The organism is Nocardia sp. NPDC051981, from assembly GCF_040680715.1.
Lineage (GTDB): Bacteria > Actinomycetota > Actinomycetes > Mycobacteriales > Mycobacteriaceae > Nocardia.
In genome coordinates this window covers 1-22,975 of sequence record NZ_JBFAXK010000040.1, presented here as the reverse complement: position 1 = coordinate 22,975, position 22,975 = coordinate 1, and the positions used below count along the sequence as shown (strand labels likewise).

The following is a 22,975-nucleotide window of genomic DNA, read 5'->3' as shown; positions in this document are numbered from 1 at the left end:
GCATGTCGTCACTGGGCGCGGGCAACCTGAAAGAAACGGGCTTCGCTATTCTGGCGACGAATTCGGCAAGCGCAGTCGACAGGGCCGGCAAGCCCAGGGCGCACACCACCAATGCCGGGGAGGATGTCCGTGCACATCTCGCGAGTCGCCGAGTACCCGAGGGCAGACCATGTCCTGTTCCATTTCAGCGACACCCATCTGATCGCCGCCGACACCGAGCTCTACGGTGCGGTCGATGCCGAGGCGCGGCTGACCACGCTGCTCGGGCAGGCCGAGGCCAGCCGCATCGCGCCGACCGCCATCGTCTTCACTGGCGACCTCGCCGACCAGGGCGAGCCGGGCGCGTACCGCAAGCTGCGGGATCTGGTGGAGCCGTGGGCCGAACGGATCGGCGCACCCGTGGTGTGGGTCGCCGGCAACCACGACGACCGGGCGGCCCTGCGCGAGGAGCTCCTCGACGCGGTGCCTTCGAACGGCGCGGCTTCCGGCGCACCGTTCGACGCGGTTCACATGTTCGACGGGTTGCGCGTCATCGCCCTCGACACCACTGTCCCCGGCCACCACTGGGGCGAGATCACCGACGACCAATTGGCCTGGCTGCGTGAGGTTCTCGCCGAACCCGCCCCCTTCGGCACCGTCCTCGCCATGCACCACCCGCCCATCCCCTGCGTCCAGGACCTGGCCGTCCTGGTCGAACTACGGGACCAGCGCCGCCTCGCCGACGTCCTCGACGGCACCGACGTCCGCGCCATTCTGGCTGGGCACCTGCACCTTTCGAGCGCCGCCACCTTCGCCGGCATCCCGGTCTCGGTAGCTTCGGCCACCTGCTACAGCCAGGACATGGCCACCGCCGAGGGCGGCCAACGCGGCCGCGACGGCGCCCAAGCCTTCAACTACGTCCACATCTACCCCGACACCATCGTCCACTCGGTAGTCCCCATCGGACACGGCCCCACCGTCGGCAACCCCGCCGACCCCGAACAAGCATCGACCAGGCTCGCCGACGCCGGCATCGTCATCCCACCAGCGGCCCGCATCCCACATGTCCTCCGCGGTCGGACCGAGGCCCCCGAATCCGACGGCGAAACGGTCCTCTGACCGTTCAGGGAGATTTCGGTGCTGCCCGTCGCCGGAATCGCTTCGGCCGCTGACTATCCGCGGCCGCTGGGCTCGACCTCACGCGGTGGTCGCGCGCCGACTCGCGATCTGATAGACGTTGCCGAACGGGTCGCGCACCATGGCTCGGCGGTCACCATATGGCGTGTCGAGCGGTGCCTCCACAGTGACTGCACCCGAGGTCAGCGCCCGCTGATATGTGGCGGCGACGTCATCGACATAGACGTACAGAAAGGCTGGAAACACCTCGCGTTCGCCGGATGCCGACACCATGACCAGCGAGTCGCCGATACGGACCTCGGTCGGTCGATTCGGCTCGACGTCGCCGACCGCTTCGAATACCGTCCGGAGGAACTCGACCGCGGCAAGTTGGTCATCGACCACCATGCGTGGTGTCACTGAATGAAACCCTGGCGGAGGAGCAGAAGCCTTGGCCATACAGAGAGTCTCGCATGCGACCGTGGGCCAGGGCGCAAGGTCAGCAGAACACTTTCACGGCCTGGCGGAGCGAGCGAGCGATCCCTGAAGCGCGAGCCGATCGATAAGCGTCGCTCATCCAATGACCGCTGATTGCCCGTCGACAGGGCGAGCCCGTGACATCAGACTTGCAGGGCACATTGAAACCGGTTGGCCTGCAAATGTTCTGCGCCAGCCCGTCCCGGTGCGGTCCGGTCGAGACCTCCTCGGCCAGGCAGAATCTCGTCATGGGGCGGGCCACAGCGACCTCAACTGGTTGTTCGAGGCTGAAGTACTCGGCGACGTTCCGATCGCCTGCAGGTACCAATGCGGCTCGCTCGGGTGCACACGCCGCTTTTGGCGATCAGCCAGTCCGGCCATTGCGAGACGGCGGAAGAACCACGGGCAGAGCGCCATACAGCCGCCGGCGATGCGCGCTCATGCCGAGTTTCGGACAACCGGTGCAATCCCGCACAATCCGCTGTAGAACAGCAGTTCGGCGCCAATTCCTCAGCTGTGCACGACGGAGACGGCCCGCCGGTCGCGCACAGTAGCGCGAAATCCTAGCGCGTCGGCTTATTCGCAACCATCCCGTATCGCCTGCCGACTACGACGTTGCTTGACGCTGACCACCGGATCGACGACGAACACCCGCACCGCTGACCGTGCTGACCGAACCGGCCAGGGCGGCATCTCGGAAGATCAATGGGCAGGGGCCATCTCGGGCAATTGACCGACCGCTGGCAGTGCGCGGGATTGCCGATTTCGGGGCTTCCGCAGTGGTTTACACGATTTCGGCTGCATCGATGACTTTCGGGTGAATGCGTCGTCGATACCTCTGGATATACCGACAGCACATGGAGGTACTGGCATGACGAGACCGTTTCGAGATGGCATGACGTCAGTGCGGGCGAACGGTGTGGATCTGGGCATCGAGAGCTTCGGCCGCGAGGACGATCCGCTGATCCTGCTGGTCGGCGGCACAACGATGTTGTCCTGGCCCGACGCGCTGTGCGAGCGGCTCGCGTCGGGCGGGCGGCGCGTGGTCCGCTACGACCTGCGCGACTCCGGCGCGTCGACGACCCTCGACCCGGAGAATCCGGACTACGACCTGCGGGATCTCGTCGCCGACGCAGCCGCGCTGGTCGGGGTGCTCGATGCCGGGACCGCCCATCTCGGTGGAGTCGGCGTCGGCGGGATGATCGCTCAGGTCGCCGCGCTGGACCACCCGGATGTGTTCTCCGCACTGACCCTCGTCGGCACCCGGCCGGTGGCGCCGGGCCCTGCCGACGAGGACCTGCCGGAACACGACCTCGCGGTCATGGGCGCGCTGTTCTCCCGCCCGCTGCCGGACTGGACCGACCGGGACGCTGTCGCGGTGTTCGCCGCCTCGGGGGCCGAGCCGCTGGGCAACGATCCGGAGGAAGCGCAGGCGACGGCGGCCCGAATCTGGGACCGGACGGCGTCGAGCGATCCCGCGGTGCATCAGGCGAACCAGCTCGGAATGGTGTTCTCCCGGATCGACTGCGCCCCACGCTGGCGGGAGCGGCTCGGCGAGCTCGACGTGCCCACGCTCGTGGTGCACGGTCGCGCCGATCCGTTCTTCCCGGTCGGCAACGGTGAGGTGCTCGCCGCCGAAATCCCTGGGGCCCGACTGCTCGTCCTCGACGACATGGGCACCGCCCTGCGCTACGCCGCGGCCGACCAGGTCGCTGCCGCCATGCTCGCCCTGTAACCGCCCGGCTGGGAGGCATCCCGAGCCGGCGGAATCGCTCTATGCCGCGTCCCGCGCTGTTGGAATCGGCCGGCGAGAACAGAGCCGGCAGCGAAACCGGCTGCGGCCCAGGACCTCCCCTTCTGCCGAGTTCGGAGCGTTCACACGGGCGTGTACACGATTTTGGCTGCACCGATGAATATCGGGTGGAACCGTCGTCGATACCCCTGCCCTGGATATCCCGACAGCACATGGAGGCACTGGCATGCGGAAGTTGATTCTGGGTTTTTACGTCTCGCTCGACGGTAAAAGCGCTGACGCGGACAACGGAATCCGGGACGTCATGATGAGCATCGACGACCCCGAGCAGGAGCAGTACTTTGTCAACCAGCTGTGGGAGGCCGGGGCCTTCCTCATGGGCCGCAACAGCTACGAGATCATGGCCGGATTCTGGCCCACCTCCGACCACCCGTCCGCCGAGGCCATGAACGAGATCCCCAAAGTGGTGTTCTCCCGCACTCTGAAATCCGCCGACGACTGGCCCGAGACCCGGATCGCCGGCGGTGACACGACCGAGGAGATCGCCAAGCTCAAGGCCGAGCCCGGCAAGGACCTCGTCGCGGTCGGCGGCACCGAGTTCATACACTCCCTGATCAAGCTCGGCGTGGTCGACGAGTACCGGCTGTGGGTGCTGCCCGCCGCCACGGGCAAGGGCGCGCCACTGTTCCCCGAGCTGGATCAGCCCGTGAACCTGCGCTTGGTGAAAAGCACGGCCTTCCCGTCCGGAATCCTCGAACTGGTGTACGCGCCTGCCGACAAGTAGGACCCAGCAATTGAGGCACAGTCGCGGTCGCACCGGGAGCAGGCACCTGCCCGCCCCGGTCCCGTCCGGTTCTCGGGCGAAGTCACGCCGGCCTGGACAAGGCGATGACGGCCACGGGCGAGGTCAGGACGACTTCTCGGCGGCCCACGCGGTCCAGCCCGCACAGCAGCCGGCTTGCGTCCTCATTTTCGATGACACGGTGTTACGTTCGCGGGCGCATCATCCGATAGCCATGTACAGCAACGTCATTCGCGATGCTGACGGTACATGCGATCCGAATCACGTTGTGGTGGTCGTGATCAGATGTGGAGGGACCGATGACAGCCCTGAAGACCACCACCGCAGCGCTGCTCGCGGTCGGCACACTGGCGCTGGCGGGATGTGGGCCCGAGAACACCGGTGCCTCCCCGTCGACTGTCACCGTGTCCGAAACCGCGACTGCGACAGCCACCGCGTCCGACGGCGGCACACCTGCCCCGGGCACCACCACTTCCGCAGCCACCGGCGGTACGCCGACCGGCCCCGCGCTGTGCCGCACCGCCGATCTGAAGCTGTCCAAGGGCCGGTCCGATGGAGCAGCGGGTAGCGCGTACACCCCGCTCATCTTCACGAACGCCGCAACGCATCCCTGCACCCTGACCGGATTCCCCGGCGTCTCGTTCGCCAACAGCCGCACCGGCGACCCGATAGGAGCCCCTGCCGATCGAGACAAGCCGAAGCCGACTGTCACCCTGGGGATCAACGAGAAGGCCTCCGCCGTACTCCGCATCACCGCTGCCGGGAATTACGGCAACAATTGCCAGCAGGTCACTGCCGCCGGCCTGCGGATCTACCCGCCGGACAACACGGAGTCGTTCTTCCTGACCTGGGAGATAAGCGCCTGTACCAACACCGATGTCCACCTGCTGGAGATCTCGTCGCTCGTACCGGGCGAGACCGGAAAGTGACCTCCAGTTGTAGACGCGACCCCAGCCCGCCGGTCCGGCCGATCACTCGTTCAGTGGCTGCCGGACCGCGGGACACACCCACGATTGAAAATTTCGCCCCCATAGCCGCATACCGCGCTGACCGAATCGGCCGCCGCTGGCGTCGGAAGATCACATGGTCGGCTAGGGACAGAGGGCGTCATTGAGCACGTCGATGAAGTTCGGCTCGTCGGCCGGGGAGTCGTTGATGGCAATCGTTACCGCGCGGCCCTGCGTGATGGCGCCGGAGATGGTGGTGAAGCCTGCGATGTTGCCGGTGTGGCCGAAATATCTGACACCGCAGGAAAGCTGAATGGCGCCGATGCCGAGGCCGTATTCGGAGGTGCTGTCGGGCGACCGGGGCAGCATCGTCAGCATGTCACGCAGTTGCGCGTCGCCGATGATCTTTCCGGCGAGCAGGGCTGTGAAGAAGCGGTTCAGGTCTGCGCCGGTGGAGATCAGTGCGCCGGCCGACCAGGCCACTGACGGCTCGATGGAAGATACGTCGGTGGGCGCGCCACTTACCAGCGTGTAGCCCTGTGGATGTGGGCCGCGGAAGCCGACCTCGCCCGGTCCGGGTAGATAGGTGTCGGAGAGTTGGTTCGGGGTGGTGACGCGATCGGCGAGCACCTCGGAATACGGCCTGCTTGTCACCTTTTCGACCAGCATGCCCGCCACGATGAAATTGGTATTGGTGTATTTGAACCGCTCCCCCGGCGCGAACTGCGCCGGATGCCGGAGGGCCACGGCGATTTCCTGCGCCGGGGTGAAAGTCCGGCCGTCGGCGGCGGCCCGGACCACATCGAGTTCCGGGTCTTTCGACATTTCGGGAAGTCCGCTGCGGTGTTGCAGGATCTGGCGGACGGTGATGTTTCGCCCGTCCACGCCCTCGCCGTTCAGCAATCCGGGCAGATAGGAGTCGACGGGTTCGTCGAGCCGCAGCCGCCCCTCGGACACCAATTGCATGATGAGGGCGGCCGCAAAGGTTTTGGAGATGCTCCCGACCCGCACCTGCTGCGGGGGTGCGGCCGGAATCGCTGTTCGGCCGGTCCGGTCACCGACTCCGGCAGTAAGAGTGATGGTCTGCCCGCCCGCGGTGAGGGTCGCGATCACCCCGGTGGTCCCCGCGCGGACCAGCCGGTCGATATCGTCCTGTATCCGCTCGACTCGCTTGGGCGACAACGCCATCGGGGTAATAGACACGGGCTGCGGCTCCGACGTGGTCACACTCGCGCACCCTGTCGCTCCGGCCAGCGCCATCACTGTCACCATCCACCCGATCCGCATATTCAGACCGTAGAGACGGCTGCGGCACCGAACATCCGGACAAACCCTGAGGCCCTCCCTGAAAGATCTACTCGGATATGCGTGCGGGCCTTCGGCATTCGTACTGACTTACAGCTCTTTTGCGATCACGATCGATGGTCTGAGCTGGCTCATTCCCCTGGGATACCGGTGGTGGTTCGTTGTTCGAGGTAGATCAGGATTGCCCGGACACGTTGGCTGTGGGCGGGATCTTTGGCGAGGTGCAGCTTGGCGAAGACGGAGTTGATGTGTTTCTCGACCGCACTGGTGGACAGGGACAGTCGGGCGGCGATACCGGTGTTGGTGAGGCCTTGGGCCAAGAGTTGGAGTACGTCCGATTCGCGAGGGGACAGGGCCGCCAGCGGGTCGGCTCGGCGTTGTTGCGCGAACAGTTGCCGAACGACCTCGGGGTCGAATGCGGTGCCGCCGGCAGCGATTCGTTCGATGTCGGCGAGGAATGCGTCGACGTTGGCGACGCGGTCCTTGAGTAGGTATCCGACTCCGCCGATACCGGAGGTGAGCAGTTCGATCGCGTTGCGTTGTTCGACGTATTGCGACAGTACGAGCACGCCGAGGCCGGGGTACCGCGCTTTCAGCGCTCGTGCCGCGTCGATTCCCTCGGTGGAATGCGTCGGCGGCATGCGGACGTCGGCGATGACGAGATCGGGTGTGGCGCGGTCGGTTTCGTGAAGGAGTTCGACCGCCGTGCCGACCGCGGTGACGTCGTGACCTTCGTCGGTGAGCAAGCGCAGCAGACCCTCGCGCAAAAGTGCCGAATCCTCGGCGATCACGATGCGCACGGTAGCTCCGCAGTGACAGTCGTGGGGCCGCCGGCGGGGCTGTGCACTTCGAATACGCCGTCGAGTGCGGCCACCCGGCGCCGCAGCCCGGTCAGGCCGCCGCCCTCGGGGTCGGCCCCGCCGATACCTTCGTCTCGGACCACGGTCACAACCCGGTCCGGCAGCTGGGTGACCGACACCGAGATCTCCTCCGCGCCCGAGTGTTTCGTTGCGTTGGTGACTGCCTCGGCGACCACGAAATACGCTGCCGCCGCGATCGCGGTCGGCGGTTCGCGATCGATGCGCAGTTCCAGCCACAATCGCATGGTGGTGTGTGCGGGCAAGTCCCGCAGTGCCGCCTCGAGACCGCGCTCGTCGAGGACCGACGGATAGATCCGCCACGCCACTTCGCGCAGGTCGGCGATCAACCGGGTCGCCTCGTCGACGGCGTGGTCGAGTTCGCCGGCCAGCGCGGTTGCGTTCTGCCGCTGCAGGACTCGGCGCACGCGGCCCAGCTGCAGTGCGAGCGTGACGGTACGCTGCTGCACCCCGTCGTGGAGGGTGCGTTCGATGCGGCGGCGCTCGTCGTCGACGGCGCCTATTACGCCGGCGCGCGTGCGTTCGAGTTCCCGCAACCGCCTTTGAGTGCCATCGTCGCCCAGATACCGCATCGCCGTGGCCGCGTCACCGTGGCCGACAGCGAGAGCGAACTGGCGGCACAGGTATATGCCGACGGCTCCCACGGCCAGCGACACCACACTGGTCATCGGTGGAATGCGGTGCACCAGTGTGAGTTCCAGCGCCCACCCGAAATATCCCAGCGCGGCCGCGCCGGCCGCGATCAGCACGACACCGCCCGCGACAGCGTGCAGCGCGCGCAGTAGCACGTAACCGGCGGGGTCGCGGTCGGGTAGCTCCGCCACAGCGGCGGCGTGGAACCAGCGCACGAGTCGATGCCTTTCCTGACGGGCGTGGCGGCGCAGGCCGAGGACATCCCCGCGCGCGAGCGCCGCGAGGCCGCACAGCGCCGTGAAGGTCCCGAGGACCGCGCCGACCACGGGATAGCATGCTCGGCGCGGTAGCGAGAGGTCACCGATCACGATCACGAACTCAGGCTAGACCCAGCGCGTACACGGCGAACCAACCAGAAGATCACTGCCACGCCCGCTGCGACTCCGATGGCCAGTTGGTACCGCGCGGCATATTCGCGGACCAGTTCCCAATTTTCGCCCAGGTGATACCCGGCCAGCACGAACAAGGTGTTCCAGATCGCGCTGCCCGCGGCCGTGAGCGCGATGAACCAGCCGACCGGCATCCGCTCGACACCAGCAGGCAGCGAGACCAAACATCGCACCACCGGCACCATCCGGCCGATCAGCACCGCCTTGCGGCCGTGCCGGGCGAACCATTGTTCGCTGCGCTCGAGGTCTTCGGTCCGAATGAGCGGTAGCCGCGCCACGACGGCATACAGGCGCTCCCTTCCGACCAGCAGGCCGAGCAGATACAGCACCATCGCGCCGGCCACCGAACCGATGGTGGTCCACACCAGCGCGCCGGCCAACGACATTTCTCCTCGCGCGGCCGCGAAACCGGCCAGCGGAAGAATGACTTCGCTTGGGATGGCCGGAAACACGCTGTCGACGGCATTGGCCACCGCCGCGCCCGGTCCTCCGAGAGTGTGCATGATCGTCGTAGCCCACCCCGCGACACCGCCGGACTCGGCGGCGTAAACGGCTGTCACATTGTTCATGATCGCCACGTTAGAAACCGAATGTCCGCAGAACAGTGGGGGTTTCCGGACGGTGCGCTGTGGATTTCCGCACCCTACCGCAGGCAGAACACCGCCGCCGCGGCCGCGGCGAACTCCACGAAACTGTCACCCGGCGCCGATGCCACCAGCATGGTCATGACCCGGTCGTCCGGCCCGACGAACACATAGGTGAGATAACCCAGCAACTCACCACCATGTCCCCACAGCCGCACCCCGCACGGCAGGTCGAATCGTTGAATTCCCAAGCCGTAGTGAAAGCCAAGTCCCATCGGAACCGTCTGCTTCATTCGCTCGAGCATCGCCGCCGACAGTAGGCGACCGCTCATGAGAGCGGCGAAATACGTGCTCAAATCCGTTGTCGTGGAGATCATCTCGCCTGCGGACCAATCGAGCGAAGGATTCTGTTCGGCGACGTCGATGGTGGCTCCCGAACCGGATGTGGATCGTGCTGCTACGGCAGGGGCGCCGATCGTCGGGTCGTCACCGGGTAGTGACGTGTCGCGCAGGCCCAGTGGATCGAGTATGCGATGACGGACGGCATCCGCATACGGCATACCCGTGACTTTCTCGATCAGTGCGCCGAGCACGATGTAGTTCGTGTTCGAGTACCGGAAGCCGGTGCCGGGCGCGAAATACGGAGGATGTGAGAACGCGGCGGCCAGCAATTCCGCCGGGGCGTGATGCCGGAAGCGATCCTCGCCGCGCCACCGATTGGTCGACATGCCAGGCTCTTTCATGTAGTCGTACAGACCACTGGTGTGGTTGAGCAACTGACTCACGGTGATGGATCGGCCACCGGGGACGACGTCCGGCAGGGCCCGATCGATAGGAGCATCCACGTCAAGGATTCCCTGGTCGGCCAGTTGCAGCACAACCGTCGCGACGAATGTCTTCGTCACGCTCCCGATCCGGAAATGTGTTCGCGGGGTTACCATCTCGCCCGCATGCCAGATCTGTGTCCCGTGCCGGTCCGATACCTGCAGCGCCGCGGCCGTCACCGGCCCACCGGCACTTCGATCCACGATGAAACCGATCGCCGCGCCCCGGTCGGCCACCAGTAGCAGGGCCGCTCCCACCGGCAGCCCCACCATCACCGACAACACAATCGTCAATACCCGTCGAAGCATTCGCACCGGCCGAAACTACGGCCGGGCCGAACCCGCTGACCATGTGGAAAACCCCCGAAATCCCGTGCAGGAAACCATGTTCGGCAGAGCCGCACCGGGTGCTCGCGCGGCACCTGACCGACCGGCTGGATGGCTCGAACCATCGGCCGGCGCGAACCACGTCAACCTACTCGTTGTCGTTGCTGTATCGGTCGCTGGGTGCGAACCCCAGCGACCGAGAGCACTTGGCGGGCCGGAGTTTTGGGTTGGTCAGCCGGTGCTCTGGTCCTTGACGACCGGTTCCTGGAACTCGGTAACCCAGTCATCGAGGTTCGCGGGGCATTCCAGGTTGGTTTCCCTGGGGTAGCCGGTCGAACGGTAGCCGTTGACATCGATCCAGCGGCCCAGGGTTTGGAACGTGGGCAGGCTGGTATCCATCGATCCGCGATGCACGATGGTCGCTGCCTGCTCGATGGGCGGTAGGTCCACGATCCGCAATCCGTCATCCTCCGCAAGCGGCGCGCAGACCTCGACGCCCGCGTGGATGAGGATCCCGCCGTCGGGGGCGTCCTCGTAGTGGGCGATACCGGGACCTGAAGGAGTGATGCCCGCGACCTCCAGGCGCCGGAACAACTCGTCGTACAGCGGCTGGATGACCGGACCAATACTGTCGAAGTCTTTTGCCACACCGGTCAATTCGGCAACCCGCACGCTCGGCAGACTCTTCACTACCACATCTTTCTCGGGCATCTGCCCCTCGCTTTCGATCGAGCGGAGCCTCGCCTCGACCTGAACCAACCTGGCCGATGTGGCTTGCATGGCCGCTTCCAGTTCCGCTCGCCGCAGCCGCAGCATGGCACGCAGTTCGGCGGTCGTAACCTTCTCGTCCAGAATCTCCCCGACCTGCTGGAGGGTGAATCCCAGATCTTTGAGCGCGATAATGCGGTTGAGGCGGGCCAGCTGGTCGGCGGTGTAGTAGCGGTAGCCGGTGGCCGGGTCGACTCGAGCCGGGTGCAAGAGGCCGGTCGCGTCGTAGTGACGCAGCATCCGGACCGATACGCGGCCGTGCCGGGCGAAGTCTCCGATAATGAACATGACGCCTCCCAGCTGACCGCCTGACACTGTGTGAGAGTCAAGAACCTACTTGCAGTCGCTTACGGGTGGCGTGGAAGGGACACGCGGAGTGGCTCGAAGGTCAACTGGCAAGGTCGTTTTCGTGTATTCCCGCCCTCCTGGCGTGCGGACCAGATAGCCAGCCTCAGCGCATGACGGTGATATCCGGGATTGTCGCCGGATGCTCCAGGGCGGTGGATCCGTTGCCACGTAGGAATTTGTCGAAGAAGCTCGTCACCGTGGTGCGCAGGGCGGCGTCGGCACGCGCGGGAGCGATCGGTCCGACCATCGCGCCACCGCCCATGAACATCGGACTGGGGATCAGCTGGCTCAGGTCGGTGAGGTCTTCGTGGGCGGGGTTCGCCAGTTCCAGCTCTGTGTTCCAGTTCTGGGCATGATCCAGCATCGCTGTGAAGGCCTCGTGTCCGGAGCCGTTGTCGACGGTGCCGTCATCGGCGAGCATGTCCGGCTACTTGGGCGTGTTCAGCAAATGCCCTGCAGTTCCACATACCCCGCTGATCGAACCGACCGGCGCGGGGCAGGCGACCTTCAGGTGGCTGTATCGATTCGAGGCCGCCCGAACACCGTTGCATAACAATGACCGTGCATCGCTCCTTGCCGGGAGACCACTTGGCTACTCTTCGTCCTTTCGGTGCTCGATTGTGTAATGAGCTATCGCCCAGGCATTTCGAGCTCGTTGGCAGTCATCTCGTCAAGAGAACCATGTCCGGGACCCCGGTCGTCGGCTGGCCTGCGACCTGCGGGTTCGAGCCGAAAGTTGGGATCGGTAGGGGGCGCGCGCGGCGTCTACTTACCCCATGACATCTTCTCAACCTCCCGCGAACCAACCGCAGTCCGCGGGCTTGGACAAAAAGACCAGCGCGATCCTGTCGTACGCGCTGGGGTGGCTCACCGGAATCATCTTCCTATTCGTGGGAAAGAACGATCCCGATGTGAAATTCCATGCCTCACAATCGATCGTCTTCTTCGGGGCGGTCTCGGTGGTCAATGTTGTTCTGAGCATCGTCGGCTCGCTCCTCGGAGTCCTGGGGATCATCTTCAGCCGCGCCGGACTCGCAGTCGCGGTCTTCGCGGTCGTCGTCTGGATCATGGCCATGGTCCAGGCGAACAACACCGGCGGTGTCCGCGCGGAGCTTCCCATCGTCGGAAAATTCACTGCCCCGTATGCCGATCAGTTGGCCAGCTCGGTCAAGTAGCGGCGTATTCGAAGTCCCCAGCTCGATTTCGTAATCGATAATGCTGTCGGCACCCTGCACGGCGGCCAGACGCGACAGTCCGAAGATCAACGGCCCGAGGCTATCTCGGGCCGTTAGCGTCCGTGCGGAACGTCCGGAACTGCCGAGTTCCGTGCGACCCGGTGCAATCCCGCACAATCCGCTGTAGGACAGTAATTTCGCGCTAATTCCTCAGCTGTAGTGCACGTTTAGAACAGTTGGGTTGGCCGCTTCGCTTTGCGCCATGCGCATTTCGCGCGCGGCGAGTCGGTGCTGGTCCGTGGCGCGGCCGGCGGCATCGGAGTCATGGCGGTCCAGCTCGCGGCTCGTGGCGGCGCTGGTGCGGTCGCGGTCACGACCTCATCGGCCGAGCGCGGCGAGCGCCTGCGCAAGCTCGGCGCGACCCACGTACTCGACCGCGCCGGCCAGGGTGCGGCGAACGCTCCCGCCGGCTACGACGTCATCATCGACATCGTCGCCGGCGCGGATCTGCCTTCGTTCTTCGCCAGGCTCGAGCCGAACGGTCGCATGGTGGCCGTCGGCGTGATGGCGGGCATGCCACCGGCGGACTTCGGCGCGGAGATGGTCGCGGCCTTCAGGAAGTCGATGTCGTTCGCGACCTTCAGCGCCGACACCGTGCCCGCACCCGACCGACGCGCCGCGACCGCCGAACTGTTCGCCGCCGCGGCCTGCGGCGAGCTGGAAGCGGTTGTGCATGAGACGCTTTCCCTGGAACAAGCTGTGCTGGCGCACCAGAAAATGGAAGCTGGCGAGGTGTTCGGGAGAATCGTGCTCACACCATCGCCGAGATAGGCGACACCGCCTCTCACCGGGGATACGAACGGCTGGGCCGGGGCTTGCCTGTTCTTCCCGGACGACGTGGTCCTCAAGATGCGAAAACTCAGAAATCTCTTTCGCTGAGGGCATTTGGTCGGACAACAAGCGAGCCCGCACCGGACAGCGGCACATTGGCTCGGCTCACGCTGGCGTAGCACCCCGGGCTAGGTCGGGTCGTTGGGCGGCGACTGCCAGGTCGCCATCTGCGCCCGGAACGTCGAGCATGTCACGATGTCGGGCTTGCTGCATTGGACGGCGTGGGCCAGGAGTTCGTGGGCATGCTGTAGGTCGATGATGCGGCACTCGATCTCGGCGAGCTTGGCGGTCAGCATCGCCTTGCGCCGCAGCCGGTCCTGCTGCAACTCGCGAATCTCGTCCAGGCTGAGACCGGCTGTTTGGCACTTGCGCAACAGCACGATCCGGTCCGCGGCCTCGGCCGGGTAGCGGCGCTGCCCACTGCGCCGCTCGGGTTCCGGCAAGAGCCCGTGCCGCTCCCAATACCGGATCGCCGAGGCCGGGACTCCGGTGCTCGCGGCGAGCTGGCCGATGGTCATCACGGCTGTTCCTCCTCGTCCGACTCGACGCTTGACTTAAACCCAAGTTTAAGGCGCACGGTGGTCTTCACCGGCGGCAACCGGCCGCCGACAACCGAATCCGAAAGGTCGGACCATGACGGGAACACCGGCAGTGACACCCCAGGCCCAACAGATCGCCGAGACCGCCGCGCAGCTGTTCGTGGCCGGCGTGATGTCGCACTCCGGGCACGCCAACCTCAGCGCGCGGGTGGATAGCGAACGCTTCGCCATGACCCCGGGCTTCGTCCGCGATCTGCGCCCCGAACAGGTGGCGATCGTCCATCAGGACGGTCGGGTCCTCGAGGGGAAGCTGCGGTCCGCCAGCGCCGAGATCATCACCATGCACGGCATCGTCTATCGCAAGCGCCCCGAGGTGGGGGCGGTCATCCATACGCACTCACCCGCCTCGACCGCGTTCGCCGTGGCCAATCGGCCGCTGCCGTGCCGCACCGAGCCGATGCTGCGTTTCGGCCAGGCCGAGGATGTGCCGATCGTCGCATGGGGGCCGCGCGGGTCGGACGTGTCGGTCCGCAGCATCGCGCAGATCCTCGACGAACGCCCGACCACGCGGGCCGTCCTACTGGCCAACCACGGCCTGATGGTCTTCGGCCAGGACCCCGCGTCGGCCGCCGAGCTCGTGTACGCGATCGAGGAAAGCGCCGAAGCGGAAATCGCCGCGCAAGCGATCGGCGGGGCCGTGGACTTCCCCGCGGGCGCCCTCGAAGCCGTCCGCGCGTCGATGGCCCGGGTGTCATGAGCGACAACGCATCCCGCGCCGAAGCGATCCGCGACCGCTACCGCTCGACCCTCGGCACCATCCCCCGCGGCGCCGAGGACCGCCTGCGCCTGGCGGAACAACACGATCGGCTCGACACCGAAGAAGCGATCATGGCGCTGCGGCACATCGTGCTGACCGATAATGCGCTGGGACCACGCGTGCAGCAGCTCGTCCACTTCGGTCAACTGCTGGCCCTGGGCCGATCCGACCCTGCCCGGATCCACGCCCGCGGCGCACTCCACGCCGGCGCGACCACCGGCGACCTCATCGGCGTGGCCGAAACCGCTGTCCTCACCGCCGGCGTGCCCGCCTACGCACTCGGCATCGAAATCATCGCCGAACTCATCGGACCACCCGACTGAAATCCTAGCCTTCAGCCACCCGGTCGCTACGGAGGGTCCGGTCTCGCCCCGGACCCTCCGGGGTTTCGCCCTCATCAGCTGCTCGAACTAGGTGAGGGCGCCGCCCCGCGAACGAAAGGTGAAGCTTGGCAACAGCGGCTCAGCCGACTCCCGCAAGTCGCCGGGCGCAAACCGCTCGAAAGCCTCTAGACAAGACGAAACAGCATGCAGCACAACTCATCCCGATACATCCACCGGGCCTGCCCGAGGTTGGCGGGCTCCCGCCCCGGCCGTCGCGCCGCACGCGCGCATCAACCACCGTGGCATCCGGCCAGGACATCGGCCCACCTTTGACGCTCAACGAACCGGCAACCGCCAACGGCGTTCCGCCGATAGCCGGACCTGGCCGCAACGGCCGACCGAACGCGTCCCGGAGCGTACCGTCCCGCCTCAGTCGGTGCCGTCCTGCACCGGATAGTCGATGACGACCACACCGCCGGTGGCGTAGTTGACGACATCGGCGGACACCCGCTGGCCTTGCGGCGACGACCGCGCCGCAGCCATGGCGGCGGCGTCAGCGAAGTCGGCTTCGAAGACCGCGAAATACGGCGCTTCTCCCTTGCTCGCCGCCACGTCGAAGCTGTAGCGGCACGCAAGCAGGCCGGGCCAATTCATGACCAGTGGAAGGTGGTTGTTCACGTAGTAGTCGCGGAAGTGATCAGGGTCGGCGGGCTTGGGATACAGGACCAACAACTTATGCATGACTGCCTCCTGCATCTACCGCGGTCGGTTGAATCGTCATATGCGCAGGTTAGGGCTTGATGTGTGGTCGAGGGAAAGACCGGGTCGCGATAGGCTCAGAACGGATCGTTATCAATCGACGGGGAGGGCATGTGGCGCCGGATACGGTGAGCCTGCGGTACTTTCTGGTGCTGGCGCAGGAGTTGAACTTCACCCGCGCGGCCGCACGGATCGGTATCGCGCAGCCCGCACTCAGCGCCCGGATGCGCCGATTGGAGTCGGAACTCGGTACGGCCCTGCTGGTTCGTGACACGCGTAGCGTCGTATTGACCACGGCCGGTGCGGCTTTGGCGGAGTCCGCGCCGCCCGCGCTGGCGGCGCTGGACCGGGCATGGGACACCGCCCGGAATGCGGGGGCCGGTGAACTGGGCACGCTGCGCATCGGATACAGCCTCAGCACCGGGGCCGAGACGGCACCGGCCCTGGTGGACACGCTCATTCGCAGCAGCCCGGGACTCGAGGTCGGCGCGGTCCCGATGGCGACACCGGAGATCTCTCCCGCGGTCGCCGACGGCCGCATCGATGCGGGGATCACCCGCGGTGAACAGCCGGGTCGTGGCGTGCGCCGGTTCCTGCTGCGGCGTGAGCGCGTCGGAGTCCAATTGGCACAGCATCATCCGCTGGCCGAACACCCGGAGATCGAGATCGCCGACGCGGCCGCGTATCCGCTGCGACTGCCCGACCGTACGGCCAACCCCGTGATCCACGACCAGCTGTCCGCACTGTTCCGAGACACCCGACCACACCCCCGATTCCACACGCCCGCAGTCTCTTTCGACATGTCTCAGCGCGACCTACGCGACGGGCTCACCCTCGCTCCGGCCGGTGAAGTCGCGGTCACGACACAACCGGCCGGTCTCACGTGGCGACCGCTGCAGGGCGCACCCAGCCTGACGATCCACCTGGTCCTCCCACGCGAGCAGTCACCAATACACCGCCGCATCCGTACCGTCGCCAAAACCCTGGCACACGAGCTGCACTGGCTGCCGGACTGACGCGCAGCAGGTCACGCAGATTGCCGACGACGATGACGATCCCCTGCGCCGCCAAAACCTTCAACAGCGGAAATCGGTACGAGCACGAGCAATTGCCCAACCGGCACCACGATCCCGAGTACTACAGCGACCACCGGAGCAGCCAGCCCACCCGTGCGACCCATCCCCGCGCCGGCGCACCAGGCTGACCTCCTCCGGTCCCCGAGGTCTGTCGCCGAAACCGGCCTCGCTAACCAGGACGCCCACCACCGCCCGTCTCGTGGGCGTCATGTTCGCCGCTTTCCGGCGTACCGGAACTGGCGCACACCGCATTCCTGGAGTGACTCTTCGGGCAGTCGGACCCCACAGGCCCACTCCCCCTCAACCGATGACCTGACCGCTCGACACTTCGACGCCGCCGTGCTAGCGGATTGCTCGACACTCGGGCTGATCGTTTTCCGAACGCGCACACGGGGTTGCGAATCAAGGATGGGGGAGGCCTTGTTAGGTATGGCGCCTCCCCCATCATCGTCTTCCGAACACCTCGGCTGGGGTCGCGGCGTCCGCACCTCCGGCAAAGAACCCATGTCGAGCGCTGTTGATCTTCAACGTTTCGAGGGCATCGCCGAGGGATTGCTTCTCACGGCGGCAGCCTGCTACGCAGCGGACCGCGTCGGATCACCAGCCGGGCGCGGTCTCGACCTGGCCGTCAGCTATGGCGACGACCAGGTCGGCGTGGTCGGCGTGGGTTTGTCTCGCGTATGCACGTGCGAATTCCTCGATTCCGCGGGTAAAGGCACGGCCCTTACCGATGTAGGCGGTGATGGCCACCGGATCTCCGGTGCGTGCGTGAGCCTTTGCCAACGCATGCGCGCAAGACCCCGCGAATTCGGTCAGGTAGGGCGCGATCTGGCGACCCTCCGGGATGATCTTCATGTCGCGGAACTGTCGTACGTAGTAGTCATGCCCTTCCAATCGGGTCCATCCGGTGAACAGGTCGGTCGCCGACTGCATCAAGTGCTGGCCGAGCACTACACGGTGCCCGTGGTTGTCCTGCACGCTCGGTCCCAGGTGCGGCTCGTAAACCGAGGTTCCGGCCTGCTTGACCTGAAGGAACAACGGCGCTTCACCGCTGCGGCCTTCTGCCAGTAGCAGATACACGCGCATGCCGACACTGCCGACACCGACGACCTGTCGCACCACATCCGACAGTGTGAAGCGGCTGAGCAGCCGGGTGAGCTGTTCGGGAACTGAAGCGGTGTAGGTTTCGAACACCTGCCGGGCGATCTCGGCTTCCTCGCTGTTCTCGGGCCGGTCCAGATGTGTTCGAAAGGGCGGGTTCTCGGTGATCTGCCGCCGGCCGTCGCGGACTTCGGTCATCTTCCGAAATGCGCCCAGGCTGGTGCGTTTTCTGGCCTGCTTCGCGATCAGGGCGCGCACCTCCTTTCGGTCACGGGAATCCAGTGAGGCCAGCGGCGTGGACGCGTCGATGCGGTCGTACCAGATGTCGAGTTCCGACATCTTTGCGTAGTCGCGCATATGTGTTCGGTATGAAGTGATCGCGGAGGTGACGGCGGCATCGGCGGTTTCATCGGGCAGCCCGTTCTCCCAGGCGCACACCACCAAGCTCGCGGCCAGTCGTTTGACATCCCACTCGAACGGACCCGGCAGCGTCTCATCGAAATCACGCAGGTCGAAAGTCAGATTCCGTTCGGGCGAAGCCCACAGCCCGTAGTTGAGCACATGTGCATCACCACACAACTGCACGGTCAATCCGGTATTGGGCGACAGCGCGAGATCGGCCGCCATCACCGCTGCCGCGCCCCGCAAATACGTCCACGGCGAGGCACTCATCCGACCGTAACGGATAGGCAGCAGGTCGGGGTCTCGCTCAGCATGCTGGGAAAACAGGATCCCTAGCGCGCTGCACGAACGGTGAGGCCGATCCCATTCAGCCAGCGTGCGCCGCGGCACGATCTCACGTGCTGCACGGCCGACCGCGACACTCTCCTCGATTGCCACGCTGCCCGCCATGGGTCCTCCTTCACACGGTTGGAGACGCCTGCGCGCCAGCGGGCGCGGATCACCAATCCTAGTTGGTTCGTCCTTCGCTGACGGGCGTCTCGCAGCGCCCGCGCGCCAGCGTGAATGTGGACCATCACTTTCCGCGCGAACTGGCGGGCGGCGGGCCTCGGCGATCGGCGTTTTAGAGACAGGACATCAGCGAACCGCGACGGCACCGAGCATGGATGTCATATGCGGGCCCGACCGTGACGTGTGCGAGCAACCCCGGCAGGTCGATGCCCAGATCCCGGGTGACCTCACACAGCGCGTTGTCCAGTGCCGCCCGTGCGTGGACCCCGGCCGGGGGTGCAGCCGCACGACGGTGTCCGCGCGGCGGATTTCGACGTGGCAGACCTCCTCACCGCGGGCGCACCCGCCGACCGGACGCGGTGCACCGATGACGACATGGGCTTCACCGCCGCAGCGGCCGACCCGGCCACTGATGAACATCTGCACTCGGGCACTCCCCCTCGACCGATGACAGGACCGCTCGATAGTTCGACACCGGCCGTGCCAGCGAATTGCTCGACCCGACGCAGCAGTTCGACCACACCAGCGAGGGCGGGCTACATCGTCGGGCGGCTGGACGCCGGATCGCGCAGGGCTCGGCCCACGTCGACGAACGCCTTGCAGGCCGCAGCGATCGCGGCGCACTGATAGCGCAGATAGGCGGCCGGGAGCAGGTCGTCGGGGGTGGCGCGCCGGCGGATCCGGTCGGGGATGGTGGTGAAATCGGCAGTGCGACTGTAGATGTCGGCGTCGAGGAGTTGGCGGCGGATCCGGATGTCGGCCTGGATGAGATCGGCGGCACCGTCCAGACCGGTCAGCACCGGCGACAGTTCCGGGTAGCGGTCGTGTAGCTCATCACCGATGGCGATCATCGACTGCCATTGGTGGATCTGGGCGCACAGCACGTGCAGGTCTGCCAGGCGGCCCATTCCCCCACCGCCACCTGAGCCCGGCGCCCTCGACCGGCGGCGGCGCGCATCCGTACTGCTCATGGCACACGACCATTTCCACCGTGACGGTGCGATTGCTGCTCGGGCCGGGTGGATCAGAAGAGTCTGCGGGCCGATCCACCCGGCTGCCGAGCCCGATGCACCGCTCGAGTTGGCGAAGCGGGGCACCGGTTCCGGAGTCGTCCACTTGTGACCCCGGCCGGGGTGATCCGACGTAAGAATGCGGCGCAATAACTGCACCCTGATCCCGCCGCGCTCCGCGATCGGCTCACCCGCACCGCACGGTACCGAGATCCTGTGTCGGAGCGGCCCGAATACCGTGCTGGTGGCACGAATCGAGAGTGCCCAGGCACGGAAGGTCGCAGATATCTCCGAATTAACTAAGTGATCGTGATTGTCGTGCCAGAATGCCGGACAGAACCGGGCCCGACCGGTCGGTGAACCTTAACGGGGTGAAATGACCGATCTGATGGGATCGGCCGTGCACGAACTGCTCGCGCAGGTCCTCGCGCGCTACGGCAGCATCGACGTCTTCATCGCACTCATCACCGCGGAGATCAGAGACACCGAGCAGCGGCGCATCGAGGCCGTGACCCGCGCCCGCGCCGCCGGCGCCTCCGGGGAAGCAATCGCCCAGGCCGCGAACATCACTCGCCAGTCCGCCCACGAACGCTGGTCAAAGATCACCCGCTGATCGTTTTCCGAACAGCTGTCGGCATGGCGGTGTTCTCGCACCGCCAGGTGGCGCCAATGGGGTCGAATGTGGGTCTGTGGCCCGGAATCGCAGGTGTCGAACGTCCCATAATGCCGAGAAGCGCGAATTCACTTGAACGCGTGCTTCTCTGACCTGTGGGGCCGTTCCGTCGCAAGCCTCTGATCCGTCACTTCGTGATCGAGCGGGCCGCGAGAACATTCAGCATCGTGGTCACGAACGGCTCGGCAGAGCCGAGGTAGCCAGCGTGGTCGCCGGGAAACTCGACGAGTTCGGCGTTGATCGTCGGCGCGAACTCCAGGGCAGGCAGCGCGGGCCGGAAGGCACGCGAGTCCGCACCGATGCCGAAGATCAATCGGTCGGCCGACTTGGCGAGCGCGGGCACGTCCGGCTGGTAGCCGACGACGTCGAGCATTTCGTTGCCAAGAAAGAACGGCAGGTTGGCGTGCATGCGTGCGCGCATCTCGCGGATGGCGGGCGGCAGTTGCGTGGGCTCGGCCGGCTGGTTCTGCGTTGGTATGCCGATACCCGCGGCGAACTTCTGGAACGCGGCGTCGGTGCCCTCGCGCAGAAAGGTGGCGTGGACGTCGGCGAAGTAGGCCGCGTGGTCGGCGGCGTCGGGCAGGACGGTGAACATCGGCGGCTCGTGCGCGATGACCAGGCGCACCCGGTCCGGGTACCGGCTGAGCAGGTCGAGCGCGGTGATAGCGCCGCCGCTGTTGGCGAACACGAACGGTGGCTCGTCGGTGAGCGCGTCGATGATCGCGAGCGCGTCATCCGCGCGTTCGCGCACCGGTTGCGGGCCGGGGTCGTCGGTGGTCAGTGTGCTGCGCGAGTTGCCTCGCGCGTCGTAGGTGATGACCGTGTAGCGCTGCGCGAGCGGCGCGGCGACGAACTGGAACACGTCGCCGTCGCCCGTGTTGCCGTGCAACAGGACCAGCGGCGGGCCGTCGCCGCGAACCTCATAGCGCAGACGGGCACCAGGCACATCGAGAAAACCGGTCGTACCAACCAAGATTCGCTCCCCCAAGGTTGTTGATATTGCTAGAGCCACACTAGCCTCGGGGCCGCCCTCTGCCCCAGCCATTCCCCGGCTGCAGCGTTTCGCACAGGGAGTGCCCACCCCAAGTGCTGACTATGGTTAACGAAAGTATCCGGTCATGCCGCCTACCGCGCTGACCGAACAGGCCAGCGAGGGTGCCCGCGGTGAGATCGACGGCGGCCCAGAGACATCCGCTCATGCCGAATTGAGGGCGGTCGCTCAACCTTTGATGGTCGGGGTGACGCGTCGACACGGCGAGGGGGTGTCTGGCCAAGTCCTCTCGGTCCAGTCGATGACCGCTCGCTCGATACAGTGCTCGGATGCTCATTTCCGCTGACGTGATCGATGTCCTGGATCCGATGTCGGGTCTCGCTCTTGCCGGCGAGGTGGGCGGGCGGGCGACTTTCGCGTTATGGCGTGACGGTGCAGCACGTCTGCTCGACGACAGACTCGGCGAGAACTCGAAGCGCGAGCTCCCGGTGGAGGATGAAGCCCGCGTCCTGGCGGCATCGGGCCTCGATCTGCTCGTACTCGCCTCTGCCGACGGGCTCGTCATCGCCGGAGCCGAGGTGGTCACGATGCCGGGAATGCCCGCCGATGCGGTTGCGCTCCTCGGTGGTTCACTCGGCATCGCTGTTCCGGACGGTGAGAGACACCGGCTGCTCATGCTCGATTCCGCGACCGGGACGGTCCTCGACGATCAGGCGATCGACGCCGCTGATGCTCGCGCGTTCCTGCATCCTCATCCTGATGAGGACACGGCGATTCTCGAGCTCGCCATGGGGCAGGACGGAGTGCTCGCCTTCCGCGTCGATGCCGAGGGATCGCGCTTACACCTGACCGAAATCCTCGCAGGAGAAGATCCCGTGATCGCGGGCTTCAGTCCCTCGGGCAACAGGCTGCTCGTGACCGCGTATCCCAGCGATCCGCGAACCGTACGGGTGCTGTCGTGGCCGGATCTGACAGAGATTTCACGGCTCGACGCGAGTGAGGTCGATGCCGAATACGGATTCGGTCTCGCTGGATGCTGGATCAACGATGACCGAGTCGCCGTGTACACGACCGAGGACGCATTGATCGTCGCCGACGAGAACCTCGACTCGCCCGAACGCATCGCACTGCCGATCGACTTCCGCGACGAGGGAGAGATCGAGAGCCTCACGCCTTTGGGTTCGGGGACCGTCGCCGTCGGCGCGTGGACGCCAGCCGGTCGACTCACCCTCGTCGTGCGCCTCATCGAAGGATAGGACTATGACTGGCGCACCTATGTGGCTATGCTGACGAATCCCGCCAGCGACCGTCGGTGAACTTTGCCGTCAGCGGGCTGGGGCTGAGATCCGTTGGTATGTACGAAATCTGACGTCATCTACGAGCGCGGCTGGCAGGTTGAGCGATTCCAGTGAACGCACCATAATGCCGAATGTCGTGCGGTTCGCAACCGCGATATGCCTTTGCTCGCCGAACCGATCCGCGTCTACCCTCCTCCTGGTGCGGCGCACTGGCGTGCCG

The 22,975-nt window shown here is 65.9% G+C and carries 24 protein-coding genes; 11 read left to right on the top strand and 13 right to left on the bottom strand.

Annotated elements, in window-relative coordinates; translation table 11 throughout:
- The first annotated feature begins 129 nt into the window (after positions 1-129).
- Positions 130-1,098: a phosphodiesterase gene (locus AB0L60_RS39480; RefSeq protein WP_364625079.1), complete on the top strand. Its 969-nt coding sequence runs from the start codon at positions 130-132 to the stop codon at positions 1,096-1,098.
- A gap of 78 nt (positions 1,099-1,176) precedes the next feature.
- Here AB0L60_RS39480 and AB0L60_RS39475 read toward each other — a convergent pair whose 3' ends face one another.
- On the bottom strand, positions 1,177-1,503 hold the full coding sequence (locus AB0L60_RS39475; protein WP_364625077.1) for a VOC family protein: 327 nt from the start codon (positions 1,501-1,503) through the stop codon (positions 1,177-1,179).
- Between the two features lie 964 nt (positions 1,504-2,467).
- Here AB0L60_RS39475 and AB0L60_RS39470 point away from each other — a divergent pair.
- The 3 genes from AB0L60_RS39470 to AB0L60_RS39460 all read left to right on the top strand — a co-directional run bounded on the left by AB0L60_RS39470 (position 2,468) and on the right by AB0L60_RS39460 (position 5,056).
- Positions 2,468-3,307 carry an alpha/beta hydrolase gene (locus AB0L60_RS39470; RefSeq protein ID WP_364625136.1) on the top strand — a complete coding sequence of 280 codons (840 nt, stop codon included), beginning with the start codon at positions 2,468-2,470 and terminating at the stop codon, positions 3,305-3,307.
- A gap of 244 nt (positions 3,308-3,551) precedes the next feature.
- The gene (locus AB0L60_RS39465; protein WP_364625075.1) at positions 3,552-4,109 is read left to right on the top strand and encodes a dihydrofolate reductase family protein; all 558 of its coding nucleotides are present in this window, start codon (positions 3,552-3,554) and stop codon (positions 4,107-4,109) included.
- A gap of 317 nt (positions 4,110-4,426) precedes the next feature.
- Complete coding sequence (locus AB0L60_RS39460) at positions 4,427-5,056, top strand: DUF4232 domain-containing protein (protein WP_364625073.1); 630 nt, start codon at positions 4,427-4,429, stop codon at positions 5,054-5,056.
- 162 nt (positions 5,057-5,218) lie between these two features.
- On the opposite strand, the gene AB0L60_RS39455 is transcribed toward AB0L60_RS39460, so the two are convergent.
- From AB0L60_RS39455 to AB0L60_RS39425, 7 genes are all read right to left on the bottom strand, one after another.
- Positions 5,219-6,301, bottom strand: coding sequence for a serine hydrolase domain-containing protein (locus tag AB0L60_RS39455; protein WP_364625071.1), 1,083 nt, complete (start codon positions 6,299-6,301; stop codon positions 5,219-5,221).
- A 209-nt stretch (positions 6,302-6,510) separates the two neighbouring features.
- On the bottom strand, positions 6,511-7,179 hold the full coding sequence (locus AB0L60_RS39450; protein WP_364625069.1) for a response regulator transcription factor: 669 nt from the start codon (positions 7,177-7,179) through the stop codon (positions 6,511-6,513).
- Positions 7,167-8,264, bottom strand: a complete 1,098-nt coding sequence (locus AB0L60_RS39445; RefSeq protein WP_364625067.1) for a histidine kinase — start codon at positions 8,262-8,264, stop codon at positions 7,167-7,169. Before AB0L60_RS39445 ends, AB0L60_RS39450 begins: the two co-directional genes overlap by 13 nt.
- Positions 8,261-8,908, bottom strand: coding sequence for a DedA family protein (locus AB0L60_RS39440; RefSeq protein WP_364625065.1), 648 nt, complete (start codon positions 8,906-8,908; stop codon positions 8,261-8,263). The genes AB0L60_RS39445 and AB0L60_RS39440 overlap by 4 nt, the downstream gene beginning before the upstream one ends.
- Before the next feature lie 74 nt (positions 8,909-8,982).
- The gene (locus AB0L60_RS39435) at positions 8,983-9,927 is read right to left on the bottom strand and encodes a serine hydrolase domain-containing protein (RefSeq protein ID WP_364625063.1); all 945 of its coding nucleotides are present in this window, start codon (positions 9,925-9,927) and stop codon (positions 8,983-8,985) included.
- Between the two features lie 378 nt (positions 9,928-10,305).
- Positions 10,306-11,130: a MerR family transcriptional regulator gene (locus tag AB0L60_RS39430; protein ID WP_364625061.1), complete on the bottom strand. Its 825-nt coding sequence runs from the start codon at positions 11,128-11,130 to the stop codon at positions 10,306-10,308.
- A 163-nt stretch (positions 11,131-11,293) separates the two neighbouring features.
- Positions 11,294-11,611, bottom strand: coding sequence for a hypothetical protein (locus AB0L60_RS39425; RefSeq protein ID WP_364625059.1), 318 nt, complete (start codon positions 11,609-11,611; stop codon positions 11,294-11,296).
- A 355-nt stretch (positions 11,612-11,966) separates the two neighbouring features.
- On the opposite strand from AB0L60_RS39425, the gene AB0L60_RS39420 reads away from it, so the two are divergent.
- Together AB0L60_RS39420 and AB0L60_RS39415 are read left to right on the top strand one after the other, a co-directional pair.
- Positions 11,967-12,365, top strand: a complete 399-nt coding sequence (locus tag AB0L60_RS39420; RefSeq protein ID WP_364625057.1) for a DUF4870 domain-containing protein — start codon at positions 11,967-11,969, stop codon at positions 12,363-12,365.
- Between the two features lie 255 nt (positions 12,366-12,620).
- On the top strand, positions 12,621-13,196 hold the full coding sequence (locus tag AB0L60_RS39415) for a zinc-binding dehydrogenase (protein WP_364625055.1): 576 nt from the start codon (positions 12,621-12,623) through the stop codon (positions 13,194-13,196).
- 188 nt (positions 13,197-13,384) lie between these two features.
- Here the strand turns inward: AB0L60_RS39415 and AB0L60_RS39410 are convergent, their stop codons facing one another.
- Positions 13,385-13,774: a MerR family transcriptional regulator gene (locus AB0L60_RS39410; protein WP_364625053.1), complete on the bottom strand. Its 390-nt coding sequence runs from the start codon at positions 13,772-13,774 to the stop codon at positions 13,385-13,387.
- 115 nt (positions 13,775-13,889) lie between these two features.
- Here AB0L60_RS39410 and AB0L60_RS39405 point away from each other — a divergent pair, with 115 nt between their 5' ends.
- Both AB0L60_RS39405 and AB0L60_RS39400 read left to right on the top strand, forming a co-directional pair.
- Positions 13,890-14,552, top strand: coding sequence for a class II aldolase/adducin family protein (locus AB0L60_RS39405; RefSeq protein ID WP_364625051.1), 663 nt, complete (start codon positions 13,890-13,892; stop codon positions 14,550-14,552).
- Complete coding sequence (locus AB0L60_RS39400) at positions 14,549-14,935, top strand: carboxymuconolactone decarboxylase family protein (protein ID WP_364625049.1); 387 nt, start codon at positions 14,549-14,551, stop codon at positions 14,933-14,935. The genes AB0L60_RS39405 and AB0L60_RS39400 overlap by 4 nt, the downstream gene beginning before the upstream one ends.
- 429 nt (positions 14,936-15,364) lie before the next feature.
- Here the strand turns inward: AB0L60_RS39400 and AB0L60_RS39395 are convergent, their stop codons facing one another.
- The gene (locus tag AB0L60_RS39395; RefSeq protein ID WP_364625047.1) at positions 15,365-15,676 is read right to left on the bottom strand and encodes an EthD family reductase; all 312 of its coding nucleotides are present in this window, start codon (positions 15,674-15,676) and stop codon (positions 15,365-15,367) included.
- Between the two features lie 131 nt (positions 15,677-15,807).
- Between AB0L60_RS39395 and AB0L60_RS39390 the strand changes: the two genes are divergently transcribed.
- The gene (locus AB0L60_RS39390; RefSeq protein ID WP_364625045.1) at positions 15,808-16,710 is read left to right on the top strand and encodes a LysR family transcriptional regulator; all 903 of its coding nucleotides are present in this window, start codon (positions 15,808-15,810) and stop codon (positions 16,708-16,710) included.
- Between the two features lie 657 nt (positions 16,711-17,367).
- Here the strand turns inward: AB0L60_RS39390 and AB0L60_RS39385 are convergent.
- Both AB0L60_RS39385 and AB0L60_RS39380 read right to left on the bottom strand, forming a co-directional pair.
- Positions 17,368-18,723 carry a DUF2252 domain-containing protein gene (locus AB0L60_RS39385; RefSeq protein WP_364625043.1) on the bottom strand — a complete coding sequence of 452 codons (1,356 nt, stop codon included), beginning with the start codon at positions 18,721-18,723 and terminating at the stop codon, positions 17,368-17,370.
- A 596-nt stretch (positions 18,724-19,319) separates the two neighbouring features.
- On the bottom strand, positions 19,320-19,691 hold the full coding sequence (locus AB0L60_RS39380) for a hypothetical protein (RefSeq protein WP_364625041.1): 372 nt from the start codon (positions 19,689-19,691) through the stop codon (positions 19,320-19,322).
- A 478-nt stretch (positions 19,692-20,169) separates the two neighbouring features.
- On the opposite strand from AB0L60_RS39380, the gene AB0L60_RS39375 reads away from it, so the two are divergent.
- The gene (locus AB0L60_RS39375; protein WP_364625039.1) at positions 20,170-20,406 is read left to right on the top strand and encodes a hypothetical protein; all 237 of its coding nucleotides are present in this window, start codon (positions 20,170-20,172) and stop codon (positions 20,404-20,406) included.
- A gap of 187 nt (positions 20,407-20,593) precedes the next feature.
- Here AB0L60_RS39375 and AB0L60_RS39370 read toward each other — a convergent pair whose 3' ends face one another.
- A complete protein-coding gene (locus AB0L60_RS39370; protein WP_364625037.1) occupies positions 20,594-21,454 on the bottom strand; it encodes an alpha/beta hydrolase in 861 nt (286 codons plus the stop codon).
- A 332-nt stretch (positions 21,455-21,786) separates the two neighbouring features.
- Here AB0L60_RS39370 and AB0L60_RS39365 point away from each other — a divergent pair, with 332 nt between their 5' ends.
- A complete protein-coding gene (locus AB0L60_RS39365; RefSeq protein WP_364625035.1) occupies positions 21,787-22,713 on the top strand; it encodes a hypothetical protein in 927 nt (308 codons plus the stop codon).
- Positions 22,714-22,975 lie beyond the last annotated feature (262 nt).